Raw genomic sequence first — 18,557 nt, forward strand, 5'->3', positions numbered from 1 at the left:
CACCGGCGCAAGCGTCAACCTGCCCATCGCGAAGACGATCCATTGACGCAAGCGAACACGATTCCGACATACTAACTATAGTCAGCAATCGCCGCGGCGATAGCGCCCGCACCCCAGATTGCCAAAGCCGCAAAGCGCCCGCATCACGCAGGAAACCGCGCTTTGCTGCGCGAAAGAAATACGAGGAGACCTGTCTTGACCGAGGCCTACATCATCGACGCCGTGCGCACCCCGCGCGGGCTCGGAAAGATGGGCAAGGGGGCGCTGTCGCAGATGCATCCCGAACATCTCTCGGCAACGGTTCTCGCTGCGCTGAAGGACCGCAATGATCTCGACACCGCCGACGTCGACGACGTGATCTGGGGCGTCTCGGCGGCAATGGGGCTGCAGGCCGGCGACATCGGACGCATGGCGGCGCTCGACGCAGGCTACGACGTGAAGGCAGGCGGCGTGACCCTCAACCGCTTCTGCGGATCGAGCCTCACCGCCACGAGCCTGTCGGCCGCTATGATCAAGTCGGGCATGGCGGACCTCATGGTCGCAGGCGGCATGGACATGCTCTCCTACGCTGGCATGTACGGCGCGAAGATGCGCGAGGCGGGCGTCGGCAGCGCCGGCATGGGTGCGGGCAATCCGCGCCTCCAGGCAAAGCACCCGCAATCCAATCAGGGCGTCTGCGCCGACGCCATCGCCGCTATGGAAGGCATCTCCCGCCAGGAACTCGAAGCGCTCGGCGTGGAGAGCCAGCGCCGCGCCGCGGTAGCCATCGCCGAGGGTCGCTTCGACAAGTCCACCATCGTCGTGAAGGACGATGAGGGCAACGTCATCCTGGACCACGAGGAGTATCCGCGCCCGGAAACCACCGCCGAAAGCCTTGCGCAGCTCAAGCCCGCCTTCGAGATGTTCCTGAACATGCCCTCGGCGTCCGGCGGCAAGACTTACGGCGAACTCATCAACCAGGTCTACCCGGACGTTGAGATCAAGCCGATCCATCACGTCGGCATCTCCTCGGGCGTCGTCGACGGCGCTTCGGCGATCCTGCTGGCCTCAAAGGACTACGCCGAGGCCCACGGGCTCAAGCCGCGCGCGCGCATCGTCGCCATGGCCGAGACGGGCAACTGCCCCACCCTCATGCTCAACGGCCCGGTGCCCGCAGCACGCAAGGTACTCGCCAAGGCGGGCCTCGGCGTGGAGGACATCGACGTCTTCGAAGTGAACGAGGCCTTCGCCGTGGTCGTCGAGAAGTTCATCCGCGACCTTGACCTCGACCGCGCCAAGGTCAATCCCAATGGCGGGTCGATGGCGCTCGGCCACCCGATCGGCGGCACCGGCGCCATGCTGATCGGCACCGCTCTCGATGAACTCGAGCGCACCGGCGGGCGTTATGGTCTTATCACGATGTGCGCGGCGGGCGGCATGGCCCCTGCCATGATCATCGAACGCGTCTGACGGCGCAGCACAAGGAGCATCTGGTGGCGACTGAAGCCGACGAAAAACCGGTGGGAACGATCAGCAACCCGTTCAACATGCGCGACGAGACCCCGACACGGCAGGTTGGCTTGCGCATGACCATCGTGGCGCGGCTGCAGCGCAATAATTTCGATCGCAAGGTGGCCGCCCTCAACGTGACCCGCTCGCAATGGGCGATGATCGCGATCGTCGCGCGCTATCCAGGGTCCACGCAGCGGACCGTCGCGGAATATCTCGAAATGTCGGAGGCTTCCGCCGGCCGCCTGATCGACCGCCTCTGTGCAGAGGGCTTGCTGGAGCGCCGCGACCGCCGCGACGATCGGCGAGCCCGCGCCGTCTACCTGACCGAGCAGGCTCGGCCTCTCCTCGACAAGCTGGGCGCCATCGCGACCGAAAGCGAACTCAAGATGTTCGCCGGCTTTTCCGAGGACGAGGTGAACACCCTTCTCGATTTCATGACGCGCATCTACGATAACGTCAGCCGGGGATAAGCGCTTTTGCCCACCCCTGCCCCTCCTGCAAGCAGTAGGGAATGAGAGCATCGTGTTTCGCCCTCCCGCATGCAGAAGGGCCGCGAGGCTTGGTGAGCTGCAGGCGAACTTAACCGCAGCGAGGTGGGCTTATCCTCCAACGCCACAAAAAAGAGGGCGACGCCACCAGGCGCCGCCCTCTTCTTCTTGAGAGTATCGGGAAAACTTACTTCGCGGCAGCAAGTTCCTTCTTCGACATGGAAGTCGTGACCTTGCCACTGTTGTCGCTGAGGCTCGAGGCCGGAACGGTCACGAGACGACCGTTGAGGATGACCTGCGGATTGCCCTCGGCAGTGACGCGATAGATGGGTGCAATGCGGTAGCCGTCGGCGGCATAGAGCATCTTGCCGGCGTTGAGCGATACGGCACCGGCAGCGGCTTCCTCGGTGGCTTCACGGACCTGGGTGGTCTCGGCGAAAGCGACGGCCGGGACCGAAGCGATGGCCGGGACCGAAGCGATGGCGGCGACAGCGACGAGCGTGGCGAACTTCTTCATGGCGTTTCTCCGAAAACTGCGAACCTGAACGGTCGGATTTATTCACTTACTAAGCTGGGTTAGTATTTTTTGAACACCCGGTCAATTGCGAAATTCGCATCTTTCAGAGCGCTTTCGGCAACATTATCGCCTCCGCGACATTCGCCTGCGCATTGCCCTCCCACAGGTCGAGAAACGATGGAAAAGCAGGCATCTGCAGGCATGATCGTCCGCACGATGGGCCACCCGGTTGATCCCTCATGCCTTTGCGCGCACACCGGACCGACAAGTGCAAACGGCAGAAAACCGGGCGCCACACAGAAGATCACGGGGATTGGCAGCAGATGTCTACAAAGGTCATGCAGGGCGTGCGCGTCCTCGAAGTGGCACAGTTCACCTTCACGCCTGCAGCGGGCGGCGTCCTCGCGGATTGGGGCGCCGACGTCATCAAGATCGAGCATCCCGTGCGCGGCGACACCCAGCGCGGCTTCCTCAACATGGGCGGCGTCACGCTCGACCCGCTTCGCCATACGTTGTTCGAGCACCCCAATCGCGGCAAGCGCAGCGTCGGCATCGACCTCTCCACGCCTGAAGGTCAGGAAGTGCTCTACGAACTGGCGAAGCAGTGCGACGTGTTCCTGACCAACTACCTTCCGCAGGTGCGCCAGAAGAACAAGTTCGATGTCGAGCATATCCGCGCGGTCAATCCCAACATCATCTACGCCCGCGGCTCGGCGCTGGGTAACAAGGGGCCTGAGCGCGAGGTAGGCGGCTTCGACGGCACCTGCTTCTGGTCACGCAGCGGCATAGCCTATTCGATGACCCCGGAGGAACTGCCCGGCCCGATCTCGCAGGGCATCCCGGCCTTTGGCGATTCCATCGGCGGCATGTTCATCGCGGGCGGAATCTCCGCCGCGCTGTTCCACCGCGAGAAGACCGGCGAGGCCGTCGAGCTCGACGTCTCGCTGCTGAGCGCCGCCGCCTGGGCATCGGGCGCGGTGATCGCGCAAGTCGCGGAGACCGGCGTGCTCACGCGCAATCCGATGCCGGGCTCGGGCGGCGCAGCGCGCAATCCGTTTATGGGCAACTATCAGACCAGCGATAACGGCACGATCAACCTCTGCACGATCTCGCCGACCGGTCACATCCGCAGCATGTTCGAGCATCTCGGCGTACCGGAAGCCGCCGACGACCCCCGCTTCTCCGAACCGCGCGCGCTTTTCGAGAATGCCGGGGCGGCCAGCGACATCCTGATGAAGGCGTTCGCTTCCCAACCCTTCGAATACTGGCGCCAGCACCTCAAGACCTTCTCCGGTCAGTGGGCGCCGATCCAGAGCTTCCACGAGTTGCTGACCGACGAGCAGGCGCTTGCCAACGACATGATCGTCGAAGTCGAGGGCGCCGACGGCGGCGCCCCGCTCAAGCTCGTGCGCGGCCCGGTCCAGTGGAACGGTGAGGCCGTGGAGACCACCCGGTCGCCGCAAGCCTCCGAGCACACCGAGATCGTCCTCATGGAAATGGGCGTCGAGTGGGACAAGATCGAGGAGTGGAAGGCCAAGGGCGCGATCGCCTGAACGCTTTTCGACCTGTACAGGCACTCAACCTTGCGGCGCCTTGAACGCTGCACGGACGAGGGCGTAAGATGAAACCGTGCCGCCGGCGCACCAAGCGCCCGTCGAGACAAGACGCACACACGAGGACAAGGAACCCGAAATGAAGCCTGGAACCCGCCTGAAGAGCGCCGCCTGCGATACGGAGGTGATGGTGATCCGCGCCGCCGACGGGCAGATCGAATGCGGCGGCGCAGCGATGGGCGAGGCCAAGCCTGCCGATGCCGCCCCCCTCGCCGCCGACTTCTCGGCCGGTACGCTGATGGGCAAGCGCTACGTCGATACCGACGGCAACTACGAACTGCTTTGCGTGAAGCCCGGCAAGGGCTCGCTCTCTGTCGATGGGCAGGCGCTCGTCGTCAAGGACGCCAAGCCGCTTCCCGCCTCGGACTGACACTAAGATAGCTGGCACGCGCCCATGAACATTGCCCTCCTTCTCGAAATGGCGGCCGAGGCCGCGCCCGACCGCGTCGGCCTCGTCTGCGATGGCAAGCGCTGGACTTACGGCGACCTTCTCGCCGCAGCACGCGGCGCCTTCTCGATCATCCAGGACAGCGGCGCGGAATATGTCGCCCTCCTCGACGAGAGCAGCGAGGCGGCGGTGATCGCAGTGTTCGGTGCGGCGCTGGCCGGCGTACCGTACTGCCCGCTCAACTATCGCCTTCCCGACGCCGACCTCGCCGCATTGCTGGGCCGCATCGCCCCCGCCCTCGTCATCGGCGACGAGGAGCGCGTGACGCGCATCGCAGACGGACAGGGCCACACGATCTTTTCGCGCGAAGAATTCACCCTCAAGGCGCAGGAGACGGTCCCGGCGGACGACGCGCGCGAATACGATCCCGGTGAAGGCATCGCGATCCAGCTCTTCACCAGCGGCACCACGGCCGCGCCCAAGGCGGCGATCCTGCGCCACTCGAACCTGCTCGGCTATATTCTGGGCACGGTCGAATTCGCCAGTGCCGGCGAGGCCGATGCCGCGCTGGTGGTCGTGCCGCCCTATCATATCGCCGGCATCTCGGCGCTGCTGTCCTCGATCTATGCCCAGCGCAAGATCGTCATGCTGCCCGCCTTCTCGCCCGAAGGCTGGCTGGCGCTCGTCGAGGCGGAGGCGATCACAAATGCCTTCGTCGTGCCGACCATGCTGGCACGCATCGTCGACGCCATGGAGAGCGGCACCGCCGCCCGAACCGCATCGCTGCGTGCCATCGCCTATGGCGGCGGCAAGATGCCGCTCGAGGTCATACACAAGGCGCTTGAGCGTTTCCCGGCGGCGGGCTTCACAAATGCCTACGGCCTTACCGAAACCAGTTCCACCGTCGCCCTGCTCGGCCCCGACGACCATCGCGAGGCGCTGGCGTCCGATGATCCGAAGGTTCGCGCCCGCCTGACCTCGCTCGGAAAGCCGATCCCGACGGTCGAGATCGAGATCCGCGGTGAGAACGGTGAAGTCCTGCCTCTGGGTGAGCCCGGCGAAATCTACGTGCGCGGCGAGCAGGTTTCCGGCGAGTACAAGGAAAAGAGTGCGCTCGACGCGCAAGGCTGGTTCCCCACCCGAGACGCCGGCTACATGGACGAGGACGGCTACCTGTTCCTCTCCGGCCGCGCCGACGACGTGATCGTGCGCGGGGGTGAGAACATGTCGCCCGGCGAGATCGAGGACGTGCTACTCACCCATCCCGCCGTCGCCGACGCCTGCGCCTGTGCGATCCCTTCGGTCGAGTGGGGCGAGGCGGTCGGCGTCGCCGTCGTCACGCGCGATGGTTTCGATGCCCCTGAGGAGACCGAATTGAAGGACCTTGTCCGCTTGCGCCTGCGGTCCTCGCGCGTGCCGGAGAAGATCGCCTTCGTCGCGGAGCTTCCGTACAACGAAATGGGCAAGCTGCTGCGCCGCAAGGTCAAGGAAGTCCTTGCCGGCTGAGCACATCACGCAAGGCCCGGAGATCCCTCTGGCGCGGTGGGCCGACCGGCAGTTGCAGGCGATGGCCGAAGCCCATGGCCTGCCGCGCCTCGCTGGCGCTACCCTGATGGGAGAGCGCGCCGCCGGTGGCGGCTATATGATCAGCGGCACGACCTCAGCCGGGCTCGGCGGCAGTCGGCTGATGCCCACGCGGGACGGCAACTGGTTCGCGCTCACTTTGATCCGCGACGTGGACCGCGAACTGCTGCCCGCGCTTTTCGGTGACGACACGATCGACACGCGCGACTGGAACGCGATTGCTGCAGCCGTGCTGCGCCATGACGTCAGGGATCTCGTCGAGACCGGACGCACGCTGGGGCTACCCGTCGCTCGCATGGACGAGATCCCCGCCTTTCCCGCCCTCGAGGTAATGCTGCGCGGAGAAAACCGGAAAAGGGCAGCCCTGCACCAAGCGCTGGTCGTCGATCTTTCCGCGATATGGGCCGGGCCACTGGCGGGCCACCTGTTCTGGCAGGCAGGCATGGAAGTCGTGAAAGTCGAAAGCCTCACCCGGCCCGACCTGATCCGCCGCGACGATCCGGCGACCTTCGACCGGATCAACCAGGGCAAGGCGAGCATCCTTGTCGATTTCGCCGACGATGCACAGAAGGCCGCGCTCGTCGCGCTGATCCGGCGCGCGGACATCGTGATCGAATCCTCGCGGCCCCGCGCATTGCGCCACCTCGGCATCGACGCCGAGACACTGATCCGCCAAACGCCGGGGCTGGTCTGGCTGTCGATCACCGGGCACGGAGCAAGCGGGGAGGCCGCCGACTGGGTCGGCATCGGCAACGACTGCGGCGTCGCGGGCGGCCTCACCCGCGCGATGGCCGAAGCGGGGGGCGGCATCGGCTACGTGGCGGACGCCGTGGCCGATCCGCTCACCGGCATCGTCGCCGCACGCGAAGGGCTTGCCGCGTATGAAAGCGGCGTCGCGCAGCGCATCGGCCTGTCGATGAGCGCCATCTGCGCGATGGCGCTCGCCGAGGAACGCGCGCATAATCGCGCGATGATCGACGCCGAACTGCGCGGTTGGGGACAAGCTGTCGGCCATCTTTTCCCGATCGTGGGCACACGCCCCCTCAAGGCGGCCGTGCGCCCGATCGGAGCCGATACCGCGCGCTATCTCGGCGCGCTGGCGCCATGCTGATCCGCAAAGCAGAAATCTGGGGCCTGTCCCACGGTGACGTCAGGATCGAAGGGCAACGCATCGCCTCGATCGGAAACCTGTCCCCCCGCCCCCGAGAGCAGGTCATCGATGCGCGCGGCGGATTGCTGCTTCCGGGACTGCACGATCATCACATCCACCTCGCCGCGCTCGCCGCGCAGCAAGCCTCGGTGTCCTGTGGACCGCCCAGCGTTCTGAGCCCCGCTCAGTTGGCGCAGGCCCTTGAGATACCGGGCACCGGATGGCTGCGCGCCGTCGATTTTCACGAGAGCGTCCTTGGCGGCACCTTGCCCGATGCCAGGATGCTGGACCGCATGGTTCCGGATCGACCGGTGCGTATGCAGCATCGCACCGGGCGAATGTGGCTTCTCAATTCTCGCGCGCTGGAAGCACTGCTTGCCCTTGCCGATCCGCCACCGGGGCTTGAACGCGAAGCCGGGCGTTTCACCGGGCGCCTGTTCGACGAAGACGCGTGGCTCAGCCGCACGCTCGGCAGCACGCTCCCCGATTTCGCGGAAACCAGCAGCCAGCTTGCCCGCTTCGGCATCACCGGCGTGACGGACATGTCGCCGCGCAACGACGCTGTCGTGGCGCAGCATTTCGCACAGCAACGCGCTGAGGGGCGACTGCTCCAAGCACCGACGCTCGCCGGAAGTCTGGCACTGTCCGAGCAATTTCCACCGCACTGCACCCTTGGCCCGCTCAAGCTGCATCTCCACGAAAATGCCCTGCCCGACTTAGATGCGGCACTGAGCCTAATCCGGGCCGGGCGCGCACAAGGCCGTGCCCTGGCCGTGCACTGCGTCACCGAAGTTGAACTGGTGTTCACGCTCGCCCTGCTCGAAGCAGACGGGAGCGCGCCCGGCGACCGGATCGAGCATGTCTCCGTCGCCTCTCCCGATCTGGTGGCGCGCATGCATGGCCTCCGCCTGTCAGCGTGCGTCCAGCCCCACTTCATTGCCGAGCGCGGCGACCGCTATCTGGCCGACGTCGATCCCAGGCATCACGTCGATCTCTACCGGTTGCGCAGCCTGAAGGCGGCAGGCATGCCCCTCGCCGGCGGGAGCGATGCCCCTTACGGCTCTGCGGATCCGTGGAAATCCATGGCCGCCGCCATAAGCCGCCGCACGCCCGGCGGTGCGGTCATCGGACCGAACGAAGCGCTCACACCCGAAAACGCACTGGCGCTCTATCTCGCGGACCCGGCGGATTTTTCACGCCAGCGCCGGATCGCGATCGGTGCCACGGCCGACCTTTGCCTGCTCGACCGCCCCTGGGCCGAAGTTCAGGCCCGCTTCGACAAGAACGACGTGCGCCTCGTGATCGCGGGCGGAAAATTAATCCACCAGCGCATCGACAAGCCCCCATTCGAGCGCCTTCTTCGCGCTAAGGCGTCGGCCTGACAGCACCAGAAGCGCCGTGCGATGGCGCCCGATCCGGCGGGTCAGCGAGACGCAGCCTCCCGCGCCCGGAATGATCCCCATCGCCAGTTCCGGCAATTGAAACCATGATCGGCGCGTTGCCGTGACGCGCCCCGCGAAGGCGGCAAGTTCGAGTCCCGCCCCCACGCAGGCGCCATCGATCTCGGCGACGAAGCGGTCGGCGCACAGCACCGCCTGATTGGCGGGCAGCGTCCGGCGGCGGATCGCATGCGCCGTCGCCGGGTCCAGCGTCGTCCCGAACTCCCCGATGTCCGCACCGACGCTGAAGCAGCGCCCCTCCCCGCGCAGCGTGATCGAGGTAATCGTGGGATCGAGGTTCACCAGCGCAAAGGCTTCCGACAGGGCATCGCGCATCGATCGATCGATCGCATTGCCCGCTCCGGCACGATCGAGAGTCGCGATCACCGTATCCCCTTCCCGCACAAGACGGACGGCGCCTGGCCCGCGCTTTGCGTCCGGTGGTGCGCGCCGGGCCAGCCACGTGCGATGTTCGTTGCCACCCTGAAGCGCCGCATAAGCCAGCGACTCGGCAACAAGCCCATCCTTCAAACCCAGCGACGGCAGCAACCGCAGCAGTTGAACAAGCGTCGCCGCAGCGATCGGGCAAGCCTCTACGGCTTTCCGGATTTGAAAAGGATCGAAACCATCTTCGACAAAAGTATCCAACTTTTCGGCACCGCCCTCGTGGTGCGCCCCAATTCCCACCACCGGCCATGGCGGCGGATCTCGTCCGTCCGCCTCATTCGGTGCGCTATCGCCATCGATGAAAGAAATCGGCCCGCCCCAATCCGGCCCGCTCAAGGCAAACCTCGACCTAGAACCCGTCAGGTCGCCAATTCCGACACTTTTCATATGGTCCCTGAGTGATTCCCGGTGTTCTCGTACCGGCATGGACCGCTCCGGCGGCATTGACCATCCCTCCCGATCGCGGGCCTGTATCATCTCGTAGCCCGCAGCGTTTGGAAACAGGCTCGACCGACGGATTGCGCCATCTGCCACATGTTCGACATTCGTATACAAAAACTTCTATTGATGAACACCTCTGTTGATGCTAACCAAAGTCAGCAAAAAACGAGAATGACTCAGTTATCTCGGAAACGACTCGGGGATTGAGGCAGTACTCGGCGCTAACGATCGAGTTCATCAACCACGCAAGAGGGAAGGAGAGAGACCTCATGGCTGGCAAGGCAACGTCATCGAACAAGGCAAAGATCGCACGTCGCGTGATCGAGGTACTGGAGTACTTCGACGACGCGCACCGTGAAGCGACCGTCATGGACATCGTGCGTCGGTACAACCGGCCGCAGTCGAGCACCTCGGAGCTGCTTTCGAGCCTCGTCGAGCTGGGTCTGCTGCACAAGGACCCCTACTCGCGCGCCTACAGCCTTACCCCTCGCGCGGCGCTGATCGGCACTTCCGGTCAGCCGGAACTGGTGCGTGACGGCCGTATCGTGCGCCTGATGGACCGCCTTGTCGCGCAGACCGGCCTTTCGGTGGCGCTGCATTCGATGGTCGGCCTCGACGCGCAGATCGTGAACTGGCGCCATGGCCCTCGTGCCCCCGCCGCGACCCGCGAACTGGCCGGCGGCGTAAAGGAGCCTCTGGCGCGCAACGCACCGGGCTGGCTGATGCTGTCCACCGTCACCCGCCAGCGCTGCGAAGGCATGGTGCGCCGTCTCAACGCCGAGGCGGTCGAACAGGAAAAGTTCGCATTCTCGGAAATGATGGCTCGTATCGACGCCTGCCGCGATCCGCGCCACCTGTTCGGCCCGGCCGGTTTCGCCACCGGTGCCGATGCGCTGAGCGGCCTCGTCCCGCGTCAGCCGGAAGGCCATCCGCTGGTCGTCAGCATCGTCTACGGCAAGGATGACAAGGTGAACCCCGAGGCGCTGTTCCAGTGCCTGCGCGACGCTATGCGTGCCTGCCTGCCCGATCCGGCGGCGCAGCATGCACAAGCCAGCGTCGAGCAGTTCTCGCACGCCGCCTGACTTTCACATATCCCAACGGGAAAAGGCCTTGCGAGCACGTCTCGCGGGGCCTTTTCTTTTGCCGATGAGGCTTCAACAGGCTCAGCCTGGGCGGAATTCAAAGGGCATTAAACCAAGTCCGCTCACCCTGAGCTTGTCGAAGGGTCAGGCGCCGTGTCCGAAACGACGCCTCCCTTTTCTCAGACCTCCTGCCCGGCCATGCGGTTGAGGCGGTCGGCATCGTCGTGGCGCATGAACATCTTCATGATGTCGCCCGAGGTGACCGGACGCACTTCGCCTTCTGCCAGCGGCCGCTCGCCAAGCGAGGACTTGGGAGTGATGTCCACGCCTGCCGCTGCAGCTTTTGCCCGCAGCGCACCGACCGTCAGATCGGCCTTGGCGTGGTGCTTGAAGGGATCGAAACGGAACCAGCGCATCGCGTTGCCGTGCGTGATCTTGTCGATCTGCGCGTCGGTCAGGTGATTGATCGTCGGCCACAGGCGCTCCGGCACTTCGGGCCAGAGCGTGTCGGAATGCGGATAGTCGCACTCATAGGCGATGTTGTCCTCGCCGATGAAGCCGATGTTCTGCAATCCGAACGCATCGTCGATGAAGCAGTTCAGGAAGTGTCGCTTGAACATCTCGCTCGGCTTCAGGTCCTGGAAGCGCGAATGCGTCCAGTACTTGTGGCGCGAGTTGGAGAAGTCGGCCCGCTCGGTGAAATAGGGCACCCAGCCGATCGAGCCTTCCGACAACGCGATGCGCAGGTCCGGGTACTCGTGCAGCGCCTCAAGCTGCAGCCAGTCCGACGCGGCATAGGCGATCGTCATCGGCATCGTCGAGATCCACGCCTCGATCGGAGTCTCCATCGACGCATGCGGCGCAGGATTGCCGCCGCCGATGTGGATGCAGATCGTCATGTCGAGATCGGCGATAGCCTTGTAGAACGGCTTCCAGTACTCGTTGTGGATGCTCGGCAGGCCCTGGCAGGTCGGGTTCTCGCTGATCGACACGGTGTGGCAGCCCTTGGCGCTGACCCGCTTCAGTTCGGCGATCGTCGCGTCCATGTTCCAGGTCGGCAGGATAGCACAGGGGATGAAGCGCCCCGGATGCGCGCCGCACCATTCATCGATGTGCCAGTCGTTATAGGCGCTGACATGCTTCACCGCGAGGTCGCGGTCGGGCACCCGGTGCAGGCGGCCACCTGCGAAGTCGAAGACCGATCCGAAGTTGAGCGAGGCGGCAACGCCGTTGACGTCCATGTCCTTCACCCGCTCGTCCACCATGTAGACGCCGTCGCGTAACTGGTCGAGCGAGGTCGGCTCCATGCCGTATTCCTCGAAAGGCCGCCCGACCACGGCGTTGAGTGCGACCGAGGCGAAAGTCTGCCCCTGGTAGACCCATACATCCTTGCCGTTCTCGTCCTTCACCATCCTGGGCGCGGATTCGAGCAGATCGCCGGACAAGTGGTTCTGGAACATGTCGGGCGGTTCGCTGATGTGGTCATCGACGCTGATGATGACCATGTCGTTCATTTCCATCTCTCGTCTCCCGTGAGTGCGTGCGCCGGCGCTTCTTCCCGCTTGTCTTTTGCCGGTGAGACTATCGTGCTCGCGCCGCGCTAGCCACATGCACGCCAGAGCCATCGCTTGTGCGATTGCCGCTCCCACGCGGGGGCTTCGTCAAGCTCAGCCTGAGCGGAAACAACGCATACGCCCTTCCAATCGGCTCGGGCCTAGCTTGTCGAACCCCGCTCTTTACCGCCCGCCCCATCGTGCCTGCGATTGCCGCCGAGGCCGGATTGAACACCCTTCCAACCTGTGTTCAGGACGATGGTGAAGCAAAACGATAAGCTCCGGGAAAGCCTGCCATGAACTTCGATCTCACCGACGAACAGGAAATGATGCGCGATACCTTCGCGCGCTTTCTCGATGAGCATTCCAGCACGTCACGCGTCCGCAAGGCCCAGGAGACCGACGGCTTCGACGCCGCTCTGTGGAGCGGCCTCGCCGAACTCGGCGCCTTCGCGATGCGGGTGCCCGAGGATGCGGGCGGCATGGATCTAGGCCTGTTCGACACGGCGCTGCTGATGGAGGAGGCCGGGCGCACGCTCGTCTCCGGACCGCTGGCCGAGGCGCTGGTGGCGGTGCGCCTGCTCGGCCAACTCGGCGGACAGGACGAATTACTCGAGGCCGCGATCAGCGGTGAGGCCGTGGTGACCATCGCCATGCAAGATACTTCGCTGCAATCGAGGCAGTGGATTGCGGGCGGATCGGTGGCCAAGGCGATCATCGCGCGCCGTGGGTCGGATGTGGTGCTGGTCACCGGCGTCGATGGCAAAACCGAACCCAACCTCGCCACTACGCCCGTTGCACAGATGGACCTTGCCGCGGGCGAAGCGATCGTGCTCGGCTCCGGGGAAGATGCACTGGCGCTGTTCGCCGCAGCGCTGGAGGAGTGGAAGCTCTACATGGCGGTCGCGCTTTCCGGCATCGGGCGGCAGGCACTCCAGATGGCCGCTGCCTACGCGGGTGAGCGCAAGGCGTTCGGCCAGCTGATCGGCACATTCCAGGGCATCTCGCACCCTCTCGCCGACCTGCTGTGCGATGTCGATGGCGCCAAGTTCCTTGCCTGGAAGGCGATCCGGGACATCTACGACAATTCGGACGAAGCCGCCGCGACGATCTCGCTGGCCTACTGGTACGCCTGCGATGCTGCAGCACGGTCCGTTGCGCAGGGGTTGCACACCTTCGGCGGCTACGGGCTGTCGAACGAATACGACGTCCATCTCTACAACCTGCGCGCCAAGGCATGGCCGCTGGTCGCAGGTGACCCCGCGCTTGCTCTGGAAGAGGCCGGACGCCGCCTCTACGCAGGCGAGACGGTCGCCTTGCCCGCTTCGGGCGAAGTGCCGCTCGACTTCGACCTCGGAGACGAAGCCCGCCAGGTCTGCGCGGAAATCGCCGAACTGTTCGCCACCAAGGTCACGCCCGAACAGAAGGCGAAGTTCCACTATTCCTGGGAAGGCTACGTCCCCGAAGTCCACAAGATGCTGGCCGAGCACAGCCTGCTGTTCCCCGGCCTCCCCGAGCACCTGTCCGGTCGCAACATCACCCCTTATGCGCGCATCGCGGCGATGGGCGAAATGGAGCGGCAGGGCTACAACACCCCAGGCGCCAATGTCGCGGCCATGGTGGCGATGATGATCGACAAGTACGGCTCGGACGAACTCAAGGCCGAAGTGCTGCCCCGGATCGTCGGCGGTGACGTGCTGTGTTCGCTAGGCTATTCGGAGCCTTCGTGTGGCTCGGACGTCTTCGCCGCACAGTGCAAGGCAACGCAGCTCGAGGACGGCTCGTGGCGGATCGACGGCACCAAGATGTGGACCAGCGGCGCCAACCTTTCGAGCTACGTCCTGATGCTCACGCGCACCAACCCCGACGTCCCCAAGCACAAGGGCCTGACGATGTTCATCGTCCCCCTCAAGACCGAGGGCGTGACCGTGCAGGCCGTCCACACCTTCCAGGACGAGCGTACCAATATCACCTTCTACGACGGCGTGGTGATCCCCGATTCCTGGCGTCTGGGCGAGATTGATGGCGGCACCAGGACGATGAGCGCCGCGCTGGAACTGGAGCACGGCGGCGGCTTCTCCAAGGTCATGAAGGCCATGATCGAGGCCGCCGAGGAAGTGACGCGGGAACTGGGCATCGACGGCGAAGTGCGCACCCAGTGCCGTCTGGCGCGCGCCGTCGCGCACTTGTGGGTCTCGGACATGCTGACGTACCGCGCGCAGTGGTCCAGCATCGAAAAGAAGCCCAATCACGCCTTCGGGCCGATGGCGAAGATGTACTCCTCCGAGAAGTTCCTCAGCGACAGCCGCGACCTCCTGGACCTGACAGCGCCGCTCTCGCTCTCGAAACGCGAGGGGGCAGTCGCGCTGCTCAACCAGTGCTATCGCCATGCGGCGGGCTCGACGATCTATGGCGGCTCCAGCGAAGTGCATCGCTCCATGGTCGCCGAACGCGGGCTTGGTCTGCCGCGTACCCGGGGATGAGGAGACCACAATGACCGAAGAAGCCCCGCACCTGCTGACCGAGGAGACGGACGGCATTCTCGTCGCCACGCTCAACCGGCCCGACAAGCTCAACGCCATCAGCCGCGAGATGATGGACCTCCTGACCGAAGCCGTGCTGCGGCTGCGAGAGCGGGCTGACCTCAAGGTCATGCTGATCCGCTCGGCCGGGCGTTACTTCAGTTCGGGCGCGGACCTTCGCGGCGGCAATCGCAACATCGTCTCCGAGGCGAATGTCGCGGCCGATTCCGCCAGCAAGATCCGCGAAAACCATCGTCTCAACCTCAACAACATGCAGCAGCTCTGGGACGAGATTGAGCATGTCGAGAAACCCATCGTCGCCGCGCACCACGCGATGTGCGTAGGCGGAGGACTGGAGATGAGCCTTTCGTGCGACTTCCGCCTCGCGGCGAAAAGCGCGGCCTATGCCTTCCCGGAAGGGTTGTTCGGGGTGCTGCCGGCCTCTGGCGGCGTCTCGCGGTTGACGCGGATCTGTGGACCGCACTGGGCCCGTTGGCTCATCATGGCCAACAAGCCCGCCAGCGCCGACATGGCGTTCACCATGGGCTTGGTCCACCAGGTCTACGAGGATGACACGTTCGAAGCCGAGGTGATGGACTTCTGCCGCCACCTCGCGAAGCAGAACGGCGAGCAGATGGGCGCAGCCAAGGTGGCGATCGAGCTTTGCGCCGAACTGGGCCGCGATTCCGCGCGGCAGGTCGAGCGCATGGGCAACAGCGGCCTGATGCTGAACCCGGACTACATCAAGGGCATGGAAGCCTACCTGAAGGGCGTAGGCGGCAAGGCGAAGTGAGACGCGAATTCCTCCCCCGACGGGGGAGGATTTACTGCCTCGCGTCGCTGATCGCGAATTCCATCAGCCTTGCTCCGGGCACCAGATAGCGATCTTCGCTCAGTTCCGGCTCGATGCCGACCAGTTTGCGCAATTCCTTGTCCGTCACCAGCGTCACCGAGCGCTCGATCCCGATCATCACCATCGTCGCCATCGAGGTATGGGGTCCAAGCCCGATCGGCTCATCGCCCATCTGCTTCACTAGCAGCGCGATGATCGGGCGGCTTGAGCGGATGCGGTGCGCCATCATGCGCGCGTCCTGCTGGTCCGCAAGCGCGTTGCGCAAGTGCAGCAACCGCGAGTGCCGCGCCCAGAATCCGTGGTACGCCCGCACGAACCCGTAGCAACGAGCGTAGAGTTCCTCGTCAGGCCAGGGCTCACGCGCCAGCGAGAGGTAATCGTCCTCCGCCGTCGCCATGACCGGGGCGAGCACCGCCAACAGCAGTCCGGTCATGTCGGTGAAGTAGTTGTACACCGAAGTCATCCCCAGTGACGCGTGCCGCGCCACGCGGCCGAGCGTCACCGGTTCCTCCGAGTCCTCGATCAGTTCGATCGCAGCGGCGAGGATGCGCTCACGCGTCACCCTGCCCTTGCGGCCGAGGCGCTGCCCGTTGAGATTGTGACTGACCACCGCGCAGGCCGTGGTCACCGCAGCCGCCAGGGTTGGCTGCAGGCCCGCGAAGTAGTCGGTCTCAGCCTCCTCCCCCGGCATCGCGCCTCAGGCGGCTTCCACCTGGCCGACCGGCCAGGCAAGCATCTTGACGTCGGTGAATTCCTCGATGCCTTCAAGGCCCCATTCGCGGCCCATGCCACTGGCCTTGAAGCCGCCGAAGGGAATGTCGCCGGCGATGCACATGCCGTTGTTCACGCTCATCGAGCCGGTGCGGACCTTGCGGGCGATATTGATCGCCCGGTCGTGGCTGCCCGATACGCCGCCCGAAAGTCCGTAAGAGCTTTCGTTGGCGATGCGGATGGCGTCCTCGTCATCCTCGTAGGGAATGACGACTAGGACGGGGCCGAATATCTCTTCCTGGGCGATGCGCATATCGTTGGTAACGTCCACGAAGCACGTCGGCTCCACGAAATAGCCGCCCCCCTTGTCAGGGCGGATGTTGCCGCCCGCGAGCAAAGTCGCGCCTTCCTGCTGGCCGAGGTCGATGTAGCTCTTCACCCGCTCCATCTGCCGCTTCGAGACGACCGGGCCCATGATGTGCGCCGGATTCTCCACATCGCCCCAGTTGTCGCCAAAGTTGCCATAGGCACCCTTCAGCACGGCCTTGGCCTCCTCATAGCGGCTGCGAGGCACCAGCAGGCGCGAGTGGACCGCGCAGCCCTGCCCGGCGTGGAAGACCAGCATGGTCCTCGCCACGTCCATCGCAAAGCTCGGCGCATCGTCGAGCACGATCTTGGCCGACTTGCCACCGAGTTCGAGGAACACGCGCTTCAGCGTTCCGGCTCCCTGCTCCATGATGCGCTTGCCGACACCGGTGGAGCCCGTGAACGAGATCAGGTCTACGCGCGGGTCGGTGACCAGCATCTCGCCGGCCAGCGCCGGGTCGGCGCCGAACACGACATTGATGACGCCGTCCGGAAAGCCTGCCTCGACCGCCAGTTCCCCGAAGATCGCGCCCATGCCCGGGGTGTCGGGCGCGGGCTTGAGAATTACCGTACAGCCTGCCAGCAGCGCCGCGACGACCTTGCCGATATTGACGTAGAGCGGCACGTTCCACGGCGTGATCGCACCGACCACACCGACTGCCTCGCGCACGCCGAGGCGCTTGTGAATGATGCCTGCGGCCTGCTTCTCGCCGTAGTCCTTCTCCCATTCGAGCTTGTTGAACACGGCCATGTAATCGTCCCAGCCGTCGATCGCCATCCCGACGTGAGCGCGGCCGACCGCACCCTGCGCAGCGCCCGCCTCGTGGATCGCCAACTGCGCCAGGCGCGGACGTTCGCGCTCGAACAGTTCGCGGTACTTTTTGACCAAGGCGACGCGCTTTTCGACGTTCGTGGCCCAGTCGGTCTCGTCGAAGGCGCGACGGGCGGCGGCGATCGCCTCGTCCACGTCGGCGGCGGTGGCGTCGGCGGCCTTGCCGACCGGCTCGCCGGTCCAGGGGCTGATAACGTCGAAAGTCACGCCGCCGGTAGCATCGCGCAGCTTGCCGTCGATATAGAGCCGGGCGTCGGGAAGAGTGGTCATTGTCTTGTCCTTGCCGAAAAGAGTGTTCGAGATCAGATCTTGCGCGCGCCGATCGAGACGTGGCTGACGCGCACGTCCGCCGGCAGGTCGATCACCGCGCGGAAAATGCCGGTCGGCGAGGCCGAGTGCGAAACCGGGCGCTCGCGCAGGTCCAGCCCGTTCTTCGCGCAGCCCATATGGAAGCGCATCGCCGCATCGCGGTCCCAGTTCGGAGAGGACTTGTCTTCATCGTACATCGGCCCGGCGCGTAGCAGGGCGACGCGGATGCCGCTCTCCTCCAGTTCCGCCTCCAGAGCGGTAGTGAACATTTCCAGCCCCGCCTTGCTCGACTGGTAGAGCGAGAGCATCACGAACGGAACCGCTACGGACTCGCTGCCGACGTTGATGATGAGGCCGCCGCTTTCCAGCATCGGGATCGCCGCGCGGCAGCAATAGATCGGCCCCCTCAGGTTGGTATTCAGGATGCCGTCGATCTGCTCGTCCGTGGCTTCCGCCACGGTGAAGGGTTCGTAGATACCGGCATTGTTGATCAGCACGTCGATCTTCGGATGGGCCTCGGCGATCTGCGCGAAAGCCGCGCGGACCGAACCGGCATCGGCCACGTCGCATGCCACTGCGAGCGCGGGCGCACCCAGCTCGTCCGCCAGCGCCTGCACCTTCGACAAGGTACGCCCGAGCAGGATCACCGTTTCGCCCTCGCTTGCAAAACGCCGTGCCAGAGCCTTGCCGAGACCCGATCCGGCACCTGTGATAACGATGGTCTTGCCCACGCTTCCTCCGCTCCCTCGCCGCCCGCTGCATGTGGGTCGG

The 18,557-nt window shown here is 65.0% G+C and carries 16 protein-coding genes; 10 read left to right on the top strand and 6 right to left on the bottom strand.

The annotated features are described in order from the left end of the window. Positions 1-195 precede the first annotated feature (195 nt). Both HWN72_RS08345 and HWN72_RS08350 read left to right on the top strand, forming a co-directional pair. Positions 196-1,449, top strand: a complete 1,254-nt coding sequence (locus tag HWN72_RS08345; protein ID WP_211150027.1) for an acetyl-CoA C-acetyltransferase — start codon at positions 196-198, stop codon at positions 1,447-1,449. A 23-nt stretch (positions 1,450-1,472) separates the two neighbouring features. Beyond that, positions 1,473-1,961, top strand: coding sequence for a MarR family winged helix-turn-helix transcriptional regulator (locus HWN72_RS08350; protein WP_008833358.1), 489 nt, complete (start codon positions 1,473-1,475; stop codon positions 1,959-1,961). Between the two features lie 205 nt (positions 1,962-2,166). On the opposite strand, the gene HWN72_RS08355 is transcribed toward HWN72_RS08350, so the two are convergent. Further along, positions 2,167-2,496, bottom strand: a complete 330-nt coding sequence (locus HWN72_RS08355; protein WP_211150028.1) for a hypothetical protein — start codon at positions 2,494-2,496, stop codon at positions 2,167-2,169. Positions 2,497-2,819: 323 nt separating this feature from the next. Here HWN72_RS08355 and HWN72_RS08360 point away from each other — a divergent pair, with 323 nt between their 5' ends. From HWN72_RS08360 to HWN72_RS08380, 5 genes are all read left to right on the top strand, one after another. Next, positions 2,820-4,049 carry a CaiB/BaiF CoA-transferase family protein gene (locus HWN72_RS08360; protein ID WP_197524422.1) on the top strand — a complete coding sequence of 410 codons (1,230 nt, stop codon included), beginning with the start codon at positions 2,820-2,822 and terminating at the stop codon, positions 4,047-4,049. A gap of 139 nt (positions 4,050-4,188) precedes the next feature. Then, positions 4,189-4,479: a hypothetical protein gene (locus HWN72_RS08365; protein WP_008833361.1), complete on the top strand. Its 291-nt coding sequence runs from the start codon at positions 4,189-4,191 to the stop codon at positions 4,477-4,479. A gap of 24 nt (positions 4,480-4,503) precedes the next feature. Further along, a complete protein-coding gene (locus HWN72_RS08370; RefSeq protein ID WP_036524525.1) occupies positions 4,504-6,003 on the top strand; it encodes a class I adenylate-forming enzyme family protein in 1,500 nt (499 codons plus the stop codon). Then, positions 5,993-7,192 (top strand): CoA transferase, encoded by a 1,200-nt coding sequence (locus HWN72_RS08375; protein WP_008833363.1) that lies wholly within the window; start codon positions 5,993-5,995, stop codon positions 7,190-7,192. Before HWN72_RS08370 ends, HWN72_RS08375 begins: the two co-directional genes overlap by 11 nt. Then, positions 7,186-8,613, top strand: coding sequence for an amidohydrolase family protein (locus tag HWN72_RS08380; RefSeq protein WP_008833364.1), 1,428 nt, complete (start codon positions 7,186-7,188; stop codon positions 8,611-8,613). Before HWN72_RS08375 ends, HWN72_RS08380 begins: the two co-directional genes overlap by 7 nt. On the opposite strand, the gene HWN72_RS08385 is transcribed toward HWN72_RS08380, so the two are convergent. Further along, entirely contained in the window at positions 8,548-9,543 is a 996-nt protein-coding gene (locus HWN72_RS08385) for an enoyl-CoA hydratase/isomerase family protein (RefSeq protein WP_248005884.1), read from the bottom strand. The two genes, HWN72_RS08380 and HWN72_RS08385, sit on opposite strands and share 66 nt — an antisense overlap. A gap of 284 nt (positions 9,544-9,827) precedes the next feature. Between HWN72_RS08385 and HWN72_RS08390 the strand changes: the two genes are divergently transcribed. Beyond that, positions 9,828-10,640: a helix-turn-helix domain-containing protein gene (locus HWN72_RS08390; protein ID WP_008833366.1), complete on the top strand. Its 813-nt coding sequence runs from the start codon at positions 9,828-9,830 to the stop codon at positions 10,638-10,640. A 179-nt stretch (positions 10,641-10,819) separates the two neighbouring features. Here the strand turns inward: HWN72_RS08390 and HWN72_RS08395 are convergent, their stop codons facing one another. Next, positions 10,820-12,160, bottom strand: coding sequence for an amidohydrolase family protein (locus tag HWN72_RS08395; protein WP_008833367.1), 1,341 nt, complete (start codon positions 12,158-12,160; stop codon positions 10,820-10,822). Between the two features lie 329 nt (positions 12,161-12,489). On the opposite strand from HWN72_RS08395, the gene HWN72_RS08400 reads away from it, so the two are divergent. Both HWN72_RS08400 and HWN72_RS08405 read left to right on the top strand, forming a co-directional pair. Further along, positions 12,490-14,676, top strand: a complete 2,187-nt coding sequence (locus HWN72_RS08400) for an acyl-CoA dehydrogenase (RefSeq protein ID WP_008833368.1) — start codon at positions 12,490-12,492, stop codon at positions 14,674-14,676. 10 nt (positions 14,677-14,686) lie between these two features. Beyond that, positions 14,687-15,508, top strand: coding sequence for an enoyl-CoA hydratase/isomerase family protein (locus tag HWN72_RS08405; RefSeq protein WP_008833369.1), 822 nt, complete (start codon positions 14,687-14,689; stop codon positions 15,506-15,508). Between the two features lie 31 nt (positions 15,509-15,539). Here HWN72_RS08405 and HWN72_RS08410 read toward each other — a convergent pair whose 3' ends face one another. The 3 genes from HWN72_RS08410 to HWN72_RS08420 are packed head-to-tail and all read right to left on the bottom strand — an operon-like array spanning position 15,540 to position 18,517. After that, positions 15,540-16,259 (bottom strand): TetR/AcrR family transcriptional regulator, encoded by a 720-nt coding sequence (locus HWN72_RS08410; protein ID WP_008833370.1) that lies wholly within the window; start codon positions 16,257-16,259, stop codon positions 15,540-15,542. Between the two features lie 6 nt (positions 16,260-16,265). After that, on the bottom strand, positions 16,266-17,747 hold the full coding sequence (locus HWN72_RS08415; RefSeq protein WP_008833371.1) for an aldehyde dehydrogenase family protein: 1,482 nt from the start codon (positions 17,745-17,747) through the stop codon (positions 16,266-16,268). A gap of 32 nt (positions 17,748-17,779) precedes the next feature. Further along, entirely contained in the window at positions 17,780-18,517 is a 738-nt protein-coding gene (locus HWN72_RS08420; RefSeq protein WP_008833372.1) for an SDR family oxidoreductase, read from the bottom strand. Between the last annotated feature and the right edge of the window lie 40 nt (positions 18,518-18,557).

Origin of the sequence: Novosphingobium sp. HR1a (genome assembly GCF_015594425.1) — a bacterium.
Taxonomy (GTDB): domain Bacteria; phylum Pseudomonadota; class Alphaproteobacteria; order Sphingomonadales; family Sphingomonadaceae; genus Novosphingobium; species Novosphingobium resinovorum_A.